This is a genomic window from Arcobacter pernae (assembly GCF_049472135.1).
In the GTDB taxonomy this organism is placed as follows: domain Bacteria; phylum Campylobacterota; class Campylobacteria; order Campylobacterales; family Arcobacteraceae; genus Arcobacter_B.
Window position 1 is genome coordinate 272,316 of sequence record NZ_JBMOVV010000003.1, and the last position, 14,500, is coordinate 286,815.

14 protein-coding genes are annotated in these 14,500 nt (G+C 29.3%); 13 read left to right on the plus strand and 1 reads right to left on the minus strand.

What is annotated here, in order from left to right; translation table 11 throughout:
• Positions 1–9 precede the first annotated feature (9 nt).
• The 8 genes from ACH5BF_RS05400 to accA all read left to right on the plus strand — a co-directional run bounded on the left by ACH5BF_RS05400 (position 10) and on the right by accA (position 6,746).
• Positions 10–1,233 carry a molybdopterin molybdotransferase MoeA gene (locus tag ACH5BF_RS05400; RefSeq protein ID WP_423273184.1) on the plus strand — a complete coding sequence of 408 codons (1,224 nt, stop codon included), beginning with the start codon at positions 10–12 and terminating at the stop codon, positions 1,231–1,233.
• Positions 1,226–1,906, plus strand: coding sequence for a 7-cyano-7-deazaguanine synthase QueC (gene queC / locus ACH5BF_RS05405; protein WP_423273185.1), 681 nt, complete (start codon positions 1,226–1,228; stop codon positions 1,904–1,906). Before ACH5BF_RS05400 ends, queC begins: the two co-directional genes overlap by 8 nt.
• A gap of 2 nt (positions 1,907–1,908) precedes the next feature.
• Positions 1,909–2,442, plus strand: coding sequence for a 6-carboxytetrahydropterin synthase (locus ACH5BF_RS05410; protein WP_423273186.1), 534 nt, complete (start codon positions 1,909–1,911; stop codon positions 2,440–2,442).
• Positions 2,435–3,199 carry a 7-carboxy-7-deazaguanine synthase QueE gene (locus ACH5BF_RS05415; RefSeq protein WP_423273187.1) on the plus strand — a complete coding sequence of 255 codons (765 nt, stop codon included), beginning with the start codon at positions 2,435–2,437 and terminating at the stop codon, positions 3,197–3,199. The genes ACH5BF_RS05410 and ACH5BF_RS05415 overlap by 8 nt, the downstream gene beginning before the upstream one ends.
• An 82-nt stretch (positions 3,200–3,281) precedes the next feature.
• Entirely contained in the window at positions 3,282–4,025 is a 744-nt protein-coding gene (fabG, locus tag ACH5BF_RS05420; RefSeq protein WP_423273188.1) for a 3-oxoacyl-ACP reductase FabG, read from the plus strand.
• 93 nt (positions 4,026–4,118) lie between these two features.
• Positions 4,119–4,349, plus strand: coding sequence for an acyl carrier protein (gene acpP / locus ACH5BF_RS05425; protein WP_423273189.1), 231 nt, complete (start codon positions 4,119–4,121; stop codon positions 4,347–4,349).
• Positions 4,350–4,476: 127 nt separating this feature from the next.
• Positions 4,477–5,736, plus strand: coding sequence for a beta-ketoacyl-ACP synthase II (locus ACH5BF_RS05430; protein ID WP_423273190.1), 1,260 nt, complete (start codon positions 4,477–4,479; stop codon positions 5,734–5,736).
• A 74-nt stretch (positions 5,737–5,810) separates the two neighbouring features.
• Positions 5,811–6,746: an acetyl-CoA carboxylase carboxyl transferase subunit alpha gene (gene accA, locus ACH5BF_RS05435; protein ID WP_423273191.1), complete on the plus strand. Its 936-nt coding sequence runs from the start codon at positions 5,811–5,813 to the stop codon at positions 6,744–6,746.
• 31 nt (positions 6,747–6,777) lie between these two features.
• Here the strand turns inward: accA and ACH5BF_RS05440 are convergent, their stop codons facing one another.
• Positions 6,778–7,125: a histidine triad nucleotide-binding protein gene (locus ACH5BF_RS05440; protein WP_423273192.1), complete on the minus strand. Its 348-nt coding sequence runs from the start codon at positions 7,123–7,125 to the stop codon at positions 6,778–6,780.
• A 124-nt stretch (positions 7,126–7,249) separates the two neighbouring features.
• Between ACH5BF_RS05440 and pheS the strand changes: the two genes are divergently transcribed.
• The 5 genes from pheS to ACH5BF_RS05465 all read left to right on the plus strand — a co-directional run bounded on the left by pheS (position 7,250) and on the right by ACH5BF_RS05465 (position 14,491).
• The gene (gene pheS / locus ACH5BF_RS05445; protein ID WP_423273193.1) at positions 7,250–8,242 is read left to right on the plus strand and encodes a phenylalanine--tRNA ligase subunit alpha; all 993 of its coding nucleotides are present in this window, start codon (positions 7,250–7,252) and stop codon (positions 8,240–8,242) included.
• Positions 8,239–10,560 carry a phenylalanine--tRNA ligase subunit beta gene (gene pheT / locus ACH5BF_RS05450; protein WP_423273194.1) on the plus strand — a complete coding sequence of 774 codons (2,322 nt, stop codon included), beginning with the start codon at positions 8,239–8,241 and terminating at the stop codon, positions 10,558–10,560. The genes pheS and pheT overlap by 4 nt, the downstream gene beginning before the upstream one ends.
• Before the next feature lie 13 nt (positions 10,561–10,573).
• Complete coding sequence (aroA, locus tag ACH5BF_RS05455; protein WP_423273195.1) at positions 10,574–11,851, plus strand: 3-phosphoshikimate 1-carboxyvinyltransferase; 1,278 nt, start codon at positions 10,574–10,576, stop codon at positions 11,849–11,851.
• Between the two features lie 81 nt (positions 11,852–11,932).
• A complete protein-coding gene (locus ACH5BF_RS05460) occupies positions 11,933–12,769 on the plus strand; it encodes a 4-hydroxy-3-methylbut-2-enyl diphosphate reductase (RefSeq protein ID WP_423273196.1) in 837 nt (278 codons plus the stop codon).
• Positions 12,770–12,835: 66 nt separating this feature from the next.
• Positions 12,836–14,491 (plus strand): 30S ribosomal protein S1, encoded by a 1,656-nt coding sequence (locus ACH5BF_RS05465; protein ID WP_423273197.1) that lies wholly within the window; start codon positions 12,836–12,838, stop codon positions 14,489–14,491.
• Positions 14,492–14,500 lie beyond the last annotated feature (9 nt).

Below are 14,500 nucleotides of genomic sequence, written 5' to 3' on the forward strand. Positions count from 1 at the left end.
GGAATAATAATGGCTATTAGTGTTGAAGATACTATAAATATTATTTCACAACTTCAAGTAAAACTAAATTTTGAAATCATACCTATCGAACACTCTTTAAATAGAATTTGTGCCCAAGATATCTATGCAACATCAAATCTACCAAAATTTGATAACTCTGCAATGGATGGTTATGCAATTTTATATGATGATAAAGAGAATGAATTAAATGTAATTGATACAATTTTTGCAGGAGATGATAATAAAACATTATTAGAAAGAAATAGTTGTGTAAAAATCATGACTGGAGCTAGAGTTCCAACTAATACAACTGCTATTATTCCAAAAGAAGATACTCTTAAACTTGATGATAACAAAATTAAAATTACTAAAAATGTAAAAAAATTCCAACATATAAGATATATTGGAGAAGATATAAAAAAAGATGAACTTTTAATAAAAAAGTCTGATCTAATAAATTTTTCAAAAATCACACTACTGTCTTCTCAGGGAATTAGTCATATTAAAGTTTATAAAAAACCTAAGATTGTAGTGTTTTCAAGTGGTGAAGAGTTAAAGCTTCATTATGAAAAAATTCAAGAACATCAAATCTATAATTCTAATACACCAACTTTAATAGCAAGAGTAAAAGAGTTAGGTTGTGATGTTACATTTATAGGACAAGCAAAAGACTCAATTGATGCAATAAAAGAGCTTATTGTTAACTCTTTAGATGCTAATATGATTATTACATCAGGTGGAGTATCTGTAGGTGATGCAGATTTTACAAAAGCTGCTTTTAATGAATTAAACTATGAAACAATTTTTGATGGGATTATTGTAAAACCTGGTAAACCAACAGTATTTGGAAAAATAAATGATACTTTAATACTAAATCTTCCAGGTAATCCATTAGCTAGTTCAATGATTTTTGAAATGTTTGGAAAACTGATTATTCAAAAACTTTTAGGTTCAAATGAAATTTATCCAAACTTTATTGAATCAAAATTATCTGATGATTTAAAAAATAAAGCAGGAAGAGTAACACTTGTTCCAGGTTTCTTTGACGGAACTACTTTTAGTGTATGTCAAAAAAGAAGTCCAGGAATGGTTTCAACTCTATCATTATGTAACAGTTTAATAGCACTAGATAAAGATGTAGAGTTTTTAGAGAAAAAATCAAAAGTTAAGGTTTTACCAATTAATTGGAAATTTTTTACAGAAATAAAAAAGGATTTTTTAACAAATGAGTAGCGTATCAAATAAAAAAGCAATTTGTATATTAAGTGGGGGAATGGACTCTACTTTAGCTTCTTATATAGCAAAAAATGATGGTTATGATATTATTGCAGTTCATTTCAATTATGGACAAAGAACTGAAAAAAGAGAATTAAAAGCTTTTAGAAATATTTGTGATGATTTACAAATAAAAGAAAAATATGAAATAGATATACCTTTCTTTACGCAAATTGGAGCAAGTGCTTTAACTGATTCATCTATTGATGTTCCAACAAATGGAATTGAAGCAGGTGTTCCTATTACTTATGTACCATTTAGAAATGGTATTTTCTTATCAATTACTGCTGCAATTGCAGAAAAAGAAGAAGCCCAAGCTATGTATATAGGTGTAGTTCAAGAAGACAGTTCAGGATACCCTGATTGTACAGATGAATTTATACAAGACATTACAAAAGCAATAAATCAAGGGACAAAAGAATCAACTAAAATTGAAATAAAAACTCCTTTAGTTCATTTAAGTAAAGCACAGATTGTTTCAAAAGCTCTTGAATTAAATGTTCCATTAGAGCATACATGGTCTTGTTATAAAGAAGAAGATGAAGCTTGTGGAGTTTGTGATTCGTGCAGATTAAGACTAAATGGATTTAAACTTGCAAACTCAAAAGATCCAATACCTTACAAGGCATAAATATGAAATGGAAAATATCAAAAGAGTTCGATTTCTGCTATGGTCATAGAGTATGGTCTCAAACTTTAAATACAGAATTCTCACTAGATGGGTGCTTAAAATGTAGACACTTACATGGACACCAAGGTAAGATTTTAGTTTATTTAGAAGCTGAAGAATTAAAAGATGGAATGGTTACAGACTTTAAACATCTAAATTGGTTTAAAGCTTTTTTAGATGATGTACTTGATCATAAATTTATCTTAGATATAAATGACCCACTATATTCTAAACTACTATCTGATGTAAAAAAAGATGAACTTATAAAATTTGATGAAGGTTACTATTTAGTAGATTTAACTAAATTCAAAGATGAAGAGACATATTTAACTGAACTTTATGAAGGTTATGTATTAGTTGATTTTGTACCTACAAGTGAAAATCTATCTGCATGGTTTTTGAAGATTGTTCAAAATAAAATGAACAAACTAGGTGTTAAAGTATCTCATGTTGAATTTTTAGAGACTCCAAAAAGCAAGAGCACATATTATGCTTGAGATAAATGAGATTTTTGGTCCTACTATTCAAGGTGAAGGTAAATTAGTAGGAACACCATCAGTATTTATTCGTTTTGGAAAATGTAATTTTAAATGTGTTGGATTTAATGTAGAGTATGAAACACCAAGTGGAATAAAAAAATGCGCTTGTGATACATACTACGCAGTTGATCCAGAGTTTAAAGAGTCTTGGACAAAATATAAATCATATGATGAAATAGTAAATGAAGTTGATAAACTAACAAACCTTTATAATTATGATTATAAAATGGATATTGTAATAACAGGTGGAGAGCCCTTACTTTACTGGAATAAAGAAGAGTTTCAAAAACTACTTAAACACTATATTGAAGAAGGTCATCAAGTTACTATAGAAACGAATGCCTCTTTAAATTTAAATTTTGAAGAAGAGTATCAAAAAAAGATTCTATTTTCTATGAGTGTAAAACTAAGTAATTCACTAGAGCCTCTTAAAAAAAGAATCAACTATGAAACACTAAATAAAGTTTTGACTAATACTAAAGACTCATATTTAAAATTTGTAATAAATAAGGACTTTATGAATGATGCTCAAGATGAGATTAAAACTATTCTTGAAAATATACCAAAATGTGAAGTTTACTTAATGCCAATGGGTGATGATGCTGATTCTATAAATGAAAATGATGAAGCGGTTATTAATATGGCTATAAAAAATGGTTTTAAATATTGTGACAGATTACATATTAGAGTATGGAACAATAAAAGAGGTGTATAAAAAGTTCAATAATCTTTTTATATAAATTAATGCGATATAATACGCTAAATTTTTTGAAATTTACAAAATGAAAAGGAAAAATATGAATTTTACAGGTTCAAATGTATTAGTTACTGGTGCTAGTAGAGGTATAGGAGCAGAGATTGCTAAAACTTTAGCTAGTTACGGTTTAAAAGTTTGGATAAACTACAGAAGTGGTGCTGAAGCTGCTGAAAAAATAAAAGAAGAGATTGAAGCTGCTGGTGGGCAAGCTGCTATCGTTAAAGCTGATGTAACTTCTGAAGAAGAGTTTACAGCTGCTATTAAAACAGTAGTTGATGCAGATGGACAATTATCTTACTTAGTTAACAATGCTGGTATTACAAGAGATAAATTAGCATTAAGAATGTCTGTAGAAGACTTCAATGATGTAATTGCTGCAAACTTAACATCAGCATTTATTGGATGTAAAGCATCATTAAAAGTAATGGGTAAGAAAAAATTTGGATCAATTGTAAATATCTCTTCAATTGTTGGAGAAATGGGAAATCCTGGTCAAACTAACTATTCAGCTTCAAAAGGTGGATTAAATGCAATGACTAAATCTTTTGCTAAAGAAGCAGCAGCAAGAGGTATTAGATACAATGCAGTAACGCCTGGGTTTATTCAAACTGATATGACTCACGAATTAAAAGAAGAAGTAAAAGCTGAATATGAAAAGAATATTCCATTATCAAGATTTGGTCAACCAAAAGAAATCGCTGATGCAGTGGCATTTTTATTAAGTGATCACTCTTCATATATTACAGGTGAAATATTAAAAGTTAATGGTGGTTTATACGTTTAGAACTTTAATCTAAACTAAAATTTTATAATTTAAAAGGCTTTTTAAAATCTTTTTAGTTATAATACGTAGATAATTTTATAAAAGGAAATAAATATGGCATTATTAGATGATGTAAAAGAAGTAGTAGTTGAGCAATTAGATTGTGATGCAGCTGAAATTAAAGAAGATTCAAAGTTTATCGAAGATTTAGGTGCAGATTCACTTGACGTAGTTGAATTAGTTATGGCTTTAGAAGAGAAATTCGACATTGAAATTCCAGATGAAGATGCTGAAGGAATTTTAACTGTTGCTGATGCTATCAAATACATCGAAAATAACGCGTAATTTATACGCTTAAGTTTCATAGAAGACTAATACAATTAGTCTTCTATTTCAATTTTTAAATTTAAATTATTGAATTTTTTAATATAAAAGATTGAATAGTTTAAATAATAAATACGGAGCATTTTTAATGAAAAGAGTTGTTGTAACTGGTTTAGGTACTATTAATTCTATTGGACATAATGTAGAAGAATCATTTAACGCCGCTGTTGCTGGTGAATGTGGAATTGATACAATCACACTATTTGACGCAAGCGAGTTTCCTGTAAAGATTGCAGGTGAAGTAAAAGATTTTGATCCTACAACGGTAATGGATAAAAAAGAAGTTAAAAAGGCTGATAGATTTATTCAATTAGGAATAAAAGCAGCTAATGAAGCTATGAAAGACTCTGGATTCGTTAACGATGAGAATAAAAGAGTAGATGATTCAATCTCTGATAGATTTGGAATTATTTCTGCTTCAGGAATTGGTGGATTAGGAACAATCCAAAAAAACTCTGTTGTATGTGATACAAGAGGACCTAAAAGAATATCTCCATTCTTTATCCCTTCATCATTAGTAAATATGCTAAGTGGTTTCATTTCAATTGAGCATGGATTAAAAGGTCCTTCTTTATCTCATGTTACTGCTTGTGCTGCTTCTACTCATGCTTTAAATGATGCAGTTAAAACAATTGCTACAAATGGTGCAGATAGAATTTTAGTTGTAGGTGCAGAATCAGCAATTTGTGGAGCTGGAATGGGTGGATTTGCTTCAATGAAAGCTTTATCTTCTAGAAATGATGAGCCTAAAAAAGCTTCAAGACCATTTGATAAAGATAGAGATGGTTTTGTAATGGGTGAAGGTGCAGGAGCTATAGTTGTTGAAACTTTAGAATCAGCACAAGCTAGAGGAGCTAAAATTTACTGTGAAATCATTGGTTTTGGTGAATCAGGAGATGCAAATCACATTACATCACCAGTAATGGATGGTCCATTAAGATCAATGAAAGCAGCTATTTCTATGGCTGAAGCAAACACTGGTGATAAAATCTCTATTGATTACATTAATTCACATGGTACTTCAACACCTGTTGGAGATGTTAATGAATCAAAAGCGATTGCTGAGTTATTTGGTGGAGCAGAAAACTGTCCTCCTGTAACATCAACAAAAGGTCAAATTGGACACTGTTTAGGTGCAGCTGGAGCAATTGAAGCAATTTTTGCAATTAAAGCATTAAATGAAGGTGTAATTCCTCCAACAATTAATCTTGATAATCAAGATGAAGAATGTAAATTAGATTACGTTCCAAATGTTGCAAGAAAAGTAGAGTTAAATACTGTAATGAGTAATAACTTTGGATTTGGTGGAACAAACGGAACAGTTATCTTCAAAAGATTTGAAGCATAACATTAAAATAAAGATTTAGTCTAATCAAAAAAGAGCTAGTTTTTCTAGCTCTTTTTTTTTAAAGGGAGTAATACTTGGCAGCTTATTTAGAATTTGAAGAAAAAATTAAAAAAATTGAAGAAGATATAATTGTTGCGAAAACTAAAGCAGATGAGCATGCAGTTGAAATCTTAGAGAAAAAACTTGAGAAAGAAGTTGAAAAAACTTTTAAAAACTTAAGTGATTACCAAAAACTTCAATTAGCAAGACATCCAGATAGACCATATGCAATGGATTATATCAATGAAATTTTAACAGATGCTTATGAAATACATGGAGATAGACACTATGTAGATGATAAAGCAATTGTATGTTACTTAGGATATATTGATAATCAAAAAGTAATGGTAATTGGAGAACAAAAAGGTAGAGGAACTAAAGATAAACTTCACAGAAACTTTGGTATGCCAAGTCCAGAAGGTTATAGAAAAGCCTTAAGAGCTGCAAAATTAGCAGAAAAATTCCAAATTCCAATTGTTATGTTAGTTGACACACCAGGTGCATATCCAGGTATTGGTGCAGAAGAAAGAAATCAGTCAGAAGCTATTGCTAAAAACTTATTTGAGTTTGCAGATTTAACAACTCCAACTATCTCAATTGTAATTGGTGAAGGTGGTTCTGGTGGAGCATTAGCAATTTCTGTTGCTGATAAACTAGCAATGATGAGATATTCAGTATATGCAGTTATTTCACCTGAGGGTTGTAGTGCTATTTTATGGAATGACCCTGCTAAAGTTGAAACAGCAGCAAATGCACTTAGAATTACAGCTGAAAATTTAAAAGAGTTAAATTTAGTTGATGATGTAATTAATGAGCCATTAATTGGTGCTCATAGACAAAAAGAACAAGCTATTTTAGCTTTAAAAGAATATGTTTTAGAGTCAATTAATGAATTAAAAACTATGACAACAGCTCAAAGACATCAAAAGAAATATGAAAAACTAATGGCTCTTGGTTCATTTCAAGAGTAGTCAAACTTAAAAACTAAGAAGTAATTACTTCTTAGCTTTTTCTAACTTGTTCCCCAACTAATCTTCCAGCATATTCACCTGCTAAAATATGGAAATGTAAATGTGCAACTTCTTGCCCACCGTGTTCCCCAATATTTGTAATCAATCTGTAACCACTCTCTTTAATATTTAATTTCGAAGCAACCTTATGAATGAACTCTGTCATTTTAGCCATTAACTTTGGTGGTATAACATCAAAAGAATCATAATGCTCTTTAGGAATTACTAAAACATGAACCTTTCTAGCTGGATTAATATCATTAAAAGCTAAAAAATCTTCATCTTCTAAAATAGTTTGATTTGGTATTTCACCTTTTACAATCTTACAAAAAATACACATTATATTTCCTTCTAATAAAATAGTTGAAATATTATAACCAAACTCTAATAAATCTTTAAGTATAATCTCCAATTTATAGAAATGATAAGTAAATAAAATATTATAATAACTTGGGAGAGGGTAAGTGAAAGAGTGGATTGAAAAAATTGAAAATGCAAACTGTCTTGAAGACTTAGAAAACCTAAGAGTAGAAACACTTGGGAAAAAAGGTGTTTTAACTTTAGAGTTTGCAAAAATGAAAACTATTCCAAACGAAGAAAAAAAAGCTTTTGCACAAAATCTTAATACGCAAAAAGCACAGGTAACTGAGGCAATTGAAGCTAGAAAAGTTATCTTAGAAAAAGAAGCTTTAAATAAAAAATTAGAAGCTGAAAAAATAGATGTTACTAAATTTAATAATGAATTATCTTGTGGAGCTACACACCCTGTGGTTGAAACAATGAACAGAATTATTACATATTTCCAAAACCTAAACTTCGCTGTTGAAGAGGGTCCATTAGTAGAAGATGATTTCCACAATTTTGAAGCATTAAATTTACCAAAGTATCACCCAGCAAGAGATATGCAAGATACTTTTTATAACAAAGACTACACTCTATTAAGAACACATACATCTCCTGTTCAAATTAGAACAATGTTAAGTCAATCAACTCCTATTAGAATGATTGCACCAGGAACTGTATTTAGAAGAGATTTCGACTTAACACATACACCAATGTTTCACCAAATTGAAGCATTAGTAGTTGATGATGAAGATAAAGTTTCATTTGCTAACTTAAAACATGTTTTAGTTGAATTCCTACATCATATGTTTGGTGATGTAGATGTTAGATTTAGACCTTCTTTCTTCCCATTTACGGAACCATCTGCAGAAGTTGACATCTCTTGTGTATTCTGTAAAGGTGATGGATGTAGAGTATGTTCAAATACTGGATGGCTAGAAGTATTAGGTTGTGGTGTAGTTGATGAAAATGTATTCAAAGCAGTTGGATATGAAAATAAATCAGGTTACGCATTTGGATTAGGTGTTGAGAGATTTGCAATGTTAATTCACAATATTGGTGATTTAAGATCACTATTTGAGAGTGATATGAAATTATTAGGACAATTTAAATGATTATTACAAGAAACTGGTTACAAGAATTTATAGATATATCAAAAATTTCTACTGATGAAATTTGTAAAACACTAAATTCAATTGGATTAGAAGTTGATAGTGTAGAAAAAGTTTTAATAGCTCCTAAAGTAGTAGTTGGAAAAGTAACTCAAAAAGAGAAACATCCTGATGCAGATAAACTAAATGTTTGTCAAGTAGATTTAGGTAGCGAAACTGTACAAATTGTATGTGGTGCTAAAAATGTTGATGCAGGTCAATTTGTTCCAGTTGCAACTGTTGGTTGTAACTTAGGTGGTGGATTTAAAATCAAAAAAGCAAAACTTAGAGGAGTAGAATCAAATGGTATGATTTGTTCTTCAACTGAGATTGGTTTACCACAATTAAATGATGGTATTTTAGTTCTTGATGATTCAATTGGTGAGTTAGTATTAGGAAAAGAATTAAACGAATACAAATTACTTAACGATGAAATAATTGAAATTGAACTTACTGCAAACAAAGGTGATTGTTTAAGTATAAATGGTGTAGCAAGAGAGTTATCAGCATTTTATAATATCCCTTTAAATGAGTTTGAAAAAAATGTAAATTACAATGAAATTGGAATTGGACAAGTTTTAGAAGTAGAATGTGATAGTAATATTGATTCTTCGTTAATCTACAAAGCTGTAGATTTTGCAGAATTTAATTTACCTGTTGTTCAAAAGTTAAGAGTTGGTGCAATTGGTAAATATAAAGATGAAAATGATATTCAAAATGTATTATCTTATGTAACTCATTGTAATGGTGTAGTTTTAAATGCTTACGCAAAAGATAAAGCAGATACAACTAACAAACTAAGTGTTTTACATGTAAAAAAAGATGAAAATGGTTTTGATAATGTTTACGGTAAAGAAAAACTTAGCCAAATAGCAATAGATCATAAAGATATTGACCCATCTGAACTTAACTTTATTGTTGAAGCATCATATGTTAATCCTGAATTGTTAGCAAAACAAGTATTCGAAACTAAGATTGAAACGGGGGATGTTTACTACAGATCATCAAGAGGTAGTGAGCCAGATATTCAATACGGTATAGACTTCTTTACAACTTTAGTTTCAAAATATGGAGCTTTAATCTACAAAGGTGCAGAAACATTTATCGAAGATAAAGAGAAAACTGTATTAGATGTAGATGTTAATAAAGTAAATGCAATTATTGGTCAAGATGTACCAAAACTTGATATTGAAAGAATTTTAAACTCTTTAGGGTTTGAAGTTAAAGATGGAGCTAATGGTATTTTATCTGTTAAAATTCCATTATTTAGACATGATATTAAAAATATTGCAGATATTACAGAAGAGATTGTAAGAATTATAGGAATTGATAATATTAAATCAAAACCTTTAGCAATCGATGAAGTAAATAGAATTAATAAAACCTCTAATGATTTATTAAAAAAGAATAAATTGAGATTTAAAGCAATTGAAAATGGTTTCTTTGAGACATTAACTTATGTATTCTCTTCAAGAGAAAACTTAGAAAAATACAACTTCCCTGTTGTAAAAGAAGAATTAGATATTTTAAATCCAATTGCAAAAGAGTTAAATACATTTAGAAGTACTATTTTATTAAATCTAGTAGAGGCTTGTTCAAATAACTTCAAAACAGGAAACAGATCAACTGCATTCTTTGAAATAGGTACAGTATTTGATGAAAATAGACAAGAGAGTAAAAAAATCTCATTTGTTCAAACAGGAGCTAAAGAGCTAGAAGATATTTCAAATAGTGGTAAACCATCTAACATCGATTTCTTTAGTTTTGCAAAGAAAATTTTAAATACAATTGGAAAATTTGATTTAGAAGAAATGACTGAAATAACAAATAGTTTTGTTCACCCATATCAAAATGCAAATGTAATTGTTGATGGTAAAGTAATTGGATTTATTTCAAAGCTTCACCCAAGTATTGCAGAAGATTATGATATTAATGATACATTTATAGCTGAAATTGATTTTGATGCCATAGCAAATGAATTAACAAAAGTTGAATCATACTCAAAATTCCAAGCTTCAAAAAAAGATTTAAGTGTAATTGCACCAAAAACACTTAAATATAAAGAAATTAAAGATGTTATTAATTCAATTAATGATAAAAATATCAAACAATTTAACCTGATAGATATTTACAATGATGAAAAATTAGGTGAAAATGAAAGTTTAACAATCAGATTTGTTTTACAAAATGATGAAAAAACTTTAGAAGAAGAAGATATAACAAAATCTATGGATGGTGTTTTAAAAGCACTTGAAGATAAATTATCAATAACGATTAGATAGAAAAAGGAAAAAAGTGAATACATTTAATATAAAAAGATTAAATAAGCCATTTAATGTAGAGATTGACTCAATAGCTAGTGATAAATCAATATCGCACAGATGTGCTATGTTTTCACTTTTTTCAAATGAAACTTCTTATATAAAAAACTATTTAACAGCTGAAGATACTTTAAACACATTAAGTATTGTAGAGCAGTTAGGTGCTAAAATAAAAAGAGATGGTTCTAGTGTAGAAATTACTCCAACTGATACATTAACAGAACCATCTAATGTTTTAGATTGTGGTAATTCAGGAACTGCAATGAGACTATTTTGTGGTTTACTTGCATCAGTTGATGGTGCATTTACGTTAACAGGTGATAAATATCTTCATGCAAGACCAATGAAAAGAGTTGCTGATCCACTAAGAAGTATTGGTGCAAATATTGATGGTAGAGAAAATGGGAATAAAGCTCCTTTATTTATTAGAGGTGTAAAAGAATTAAAACCATTTACTTATCATTCACCAGTTGACTCAGCTCAAGTTAAATCAGCAATGATATTAGCTGCACTTAGAGCAAACGGTATTTCAAAATATAAAGAAAATGAATTAACAAGAGACCATACAGAAAGAATGTTAAAAGGTATGGGTGCTACTTTGACAAATGATGAAGATGGGTTTATAAATATTCATCCTTTAAAAGGTCATTTAAAGCCATTAAATATAACTGTTCCAACAGATCCATCATCTGGATTCTTTTTTGCAGTAGCTGCTGCTATTACACCTAATAGTTCAGTTGTAATTAAAAATGTGACTTTAAACCCTACTAGAGTTGAAGCTTACAAAGTTCTTGAAAGAATGGGAGCAATTGTAAACTTTATTGAAAAAGAGAATATTTATGAACCTATAGGAGATATTGAGATTAAACACAAAGAATTAAATGGTGTTGTAGTTGAAGAAAATATCTCTTGGTTAATAGATGAACTTCCAGCACTTTCAATTGCTATGTCAGTTGCAAATGGGAAATCATTAGTAAAAAATGCAAAAGAACTAAGAGTTAAAGAATCAGATAGAATTAAATCAGTAGTAACAAACCTAGAAAAATGTGGTGTAAATTATACTGAATATGAAGATGGATACGAAATAGTTGGCGGTGAAATAAAAGCTGCAACTATTGATTCTCATGGAGACCACAGAATTGCAATGAGTTTTGCAATTGCTGGAACTTTATGTGATATGCAAATAAATGATACTGATTGTATTGAAACTTCATTCCCTAATTTTAAAGAGATACTTGACTCATTATATTAAGAACAGTAATTTCTGTTCTTAATTATAGTTCTTAATAAATATAAATTAAAGCCTTATTGGGCAATTTTTTAAGGATTAAAAATGAAAGTAAAATTAGCTTCAAGCTATGGTTTTTGTTTTGGTGTAAAAAGAGCAATTAAAATAGCAGAATCTTATGAAAACTCAGCAACAATGGGTCCACTTATTCACAATCAAGATGAAATAAATAGACTAAAAAATGATTTTAATGTAGGTCTTTATCAAAATCTTAAAGAAGTTAAAGATAATGATACTGTAATTATTAGAACACATGGTATTCCAAAAAATGACTTAAAAGACTTAAAATCTCAAAAAGCAAAAGTTATTAATGCAACATGTCCTTTTGTTACTACTCCTCAACAAATTGTAAAAAAGATGTCAAAAGAAGGTTATTCTATTCTTATTTTTGGTGATTCAACACATCCCGAAGTTAAAGGTGTTAAGTCATATGGTGAAGACCAAGATGATGTACATGTAATTTTAGAAATTGATGAAATCAAAGATTTAAAATTCAAAAATAGTAAAATTGCAACAGTAGCACAAACAACAAAAAAGAAAGAAAAATATCTTGAAATAGTTAACTATTTAATTTTAAAAAATAAAGAAGTAAGAGTATTTAATACTATTTGTGATGCAACATTTGAAAATCAAGATGCCGCAAGAGATTTATCAAAAGAAGTTGATGTAATGGTTGTTATAGGAGGTAAAAACTCTTCAAATACTAAACAACTTCACTCTATTTGTAAAGAGAATTGTACAGATTCATACTTAATAGAAAACCACAATGAAATCGAAGAATCATGGTTTAAAAATAAAAAACTTTGTGGTGTAACAGCAGGTGCGAGTACACCTGATTGGATTATTCAAGAGGTAGTAAACAAAATAGAAAATATTAACTAGAGAATTTAAGCATCAATGCTGTATAATAGTCCCATTTAATTAAAACGGTAAATATGAAGGAATAAAATGGGTATCGAAGATATTGATTTAGGTGAAGACTTTGATTTTGAGCAAATGCTTAATGAGTCTTTCGAGAATGCTGAAAACAACTCTGTAGTTGATGGTGTAATTGTTGAAATCTCTGGTGAGAGAGTTCTTGTTGATGTTGGTCAAAAAATTGAAGGTCAGTTAAATATTTCTGACATTACAATTGGTGGCGAAGTTAAGTACAAAGAGGGTGACACTATCCCTGTAATGTTAATGGGAAATAGAGGTGAAAGACCAAATATCTCTCATAAAAAAGTACTTCAAAAAGAAAAATTTGATGCATTTGTTGCTAAACACGGTGAAAATGTAGAAGATGTTACAATTGAAGGTAAAATTATCTCTGTTAAAAATAGAGGTGGATTTATTCTTGAAGATGATGAAGGATGTGAATACTTCATGCCAATGGCACAATCTTACTTAAAAGCTCACGGAGCAATCGGTAAGAAAGTTAAAGCTAAAGTATTAAAAGTTAATACTGCACAAAACTCAATTATTGTTTCTAGAAAGAAATTAATTGAAGAATCAAAAGCTCAAAAAGACAATAAAGTTGCTGAGATTTTAGAAAGTGGTGAACCAGTAAATGGTACAATCAAAAAAATCACTTCTTACGGAATGTTTGTAGATTTAGGTGGAATTGATGGTTTAGTAAACTACAATGAAATCTCTTACAAAGGTCCTGTAAATCCAGCTAACTACTACAATGAAGGTGATGAAGTTACTGTTGTTGTATTATCTTACGATAAAGCAAAACAACACTTATCATTATCTATCAAAGCTGCATTAGCAAATCCATGGGAAGAAATTAAAGATGAATTAGAAGTTGGTGATACTATTACTGTTACTGTTTCTAACTTTGAATCTTATGGTGCATTTGTTGACTTAGGAAATGATATTGAAGGTTTATTACATATTTCTGAAATCTCATGGAATAAAAATGTTAAAAACCCAAAAGAGTTATTAACATTAGGTGAAGAAATCAATGTTGAAGTTATTGAATTAGACGTTGACAAAAAAAGATTAAGAGTTTCTTTAAAGAACTTACAAGAAAAACCTTTCTCTAAATTTACAAAAGATCACAATGTTGGTGATGTAGTAAAAGGAAATATTGCTACTTTAACTGATTTTGGTGCATTTGTTACTATTGGAGAAGTAGATGGATTATTACATAATGAAGAGGCTTCATGGGAGTCAAATGCAAAATGTAAATCTTTATACAAAAAAGGTGACGAAGTAGAAGTTAAAATCATCAAAATTGATAAAGAAAAAGAAAACATTTCATTATCAATCAAAGAAATTGCTGAATCTCCTGCAAAAAAATTCCAAAATTCACACAAAATCGGTGATATTGTAAAAGGTGCAGTTAAAGATGCTAAAGATTTCGGTATCTTCATTAAGCTAGATGATAACTTAGATGGACTTATCAGAAATGAAGACTTCGGACCATTAAATGTTGAAGAAGTTAAAAATGGTGATGAAATTGAAGCAGTTGTAGTAAATATTGATACTAAAAGAAATAGAGTTAGATTATCAGTTAAAAGATTAGAGCAACAACAAGAAAGAGAAGTTCTAAAAGCTGTTAATGATGATTCATCTATGACTTTAGGTGATTTACTAAAAGACCAAATCAAAAACTAGGATTTATTT

Excerpts from the sequence above, each read along its gene's own strand:
- ACH5BF_RS05400 (WP_423273184.1), top strand. The coding sequence starts at position 10 with ATGGCTATTAGTGTTGAAGATACTATAAATATTATTTCACAACTTCAA.
- queC (WP_423273185.1), top strand. The coding sequence starts at position 1,226 with ATGAGTAGCGTATCAAATAAAAAAGCAATTTGTATATTAAGTGGGGGA.
- ACH5BF_RS05410 (WP_423273186.1), top strand. The coding sequence starts at position 1,909 with ATGAAATGGAAAATATCAAAAGAGTTCGATTTCTGCTATGGTCATAGA.
- ACH5BF_RS05415 (WP_423273187.1), top strand. The coding sequence starts at position 2,435 with ATGCTTGAGATAAATGAGATTTTTGGTCCTACTATTCAAGGTGAAGGT.
- fabG (WP_423273188.1), top strand. The coding sequence starts at position 3,282 with ATGAATTTTACAGGTTCAAATGTATTAGTTACTGGTGCTAGTAGAGGT.
- acpP (WP_423273189.1), top strand. The coding sequence starts at position 4,119 with ATGGCATTATTAGATGATGTAAAAGAAGTAGTAGTTGAGCAATTAGAT.
- ACH5BF_RS05430 (WP_423273190.1), top strand. The coding sequence starts at position 4,477 with ATGAAAAGAGTTGTTGTAACTGGTTTAGGTACTATTAATTCTATTGGA.
- ACH5BF_RS05440 (WP_423273192.1), bottom strand. The coding sequence starts at position 7,125 with ATGTGTATTTTTTGTAAGATTGTAAAAGGTGAAATACCAAATCAAACT.
- pheT (WP_423273194.1), top strand. The coding sequence starts at position 8,239 with ATGATTATTACAAGAAACTGGTTACAAGAATTTATAGATATATCAAAA.
- ACH5BF_RS05460 (WP_423273196.1), top strand. The coding sequence starts at position 11,933 with ATGAAAGTAAAATTAGCTTCAAGCTATGGTTTTTGTTTTGGTGTAAAA.
- ACH5BF_RS05465 (WP_423273197.1), top strand. The coding sequence starts at position 12,836 with ATGGGTATCGAAGATATTGATTTAGGTGAAGACTTTGATTTTGAGCAA.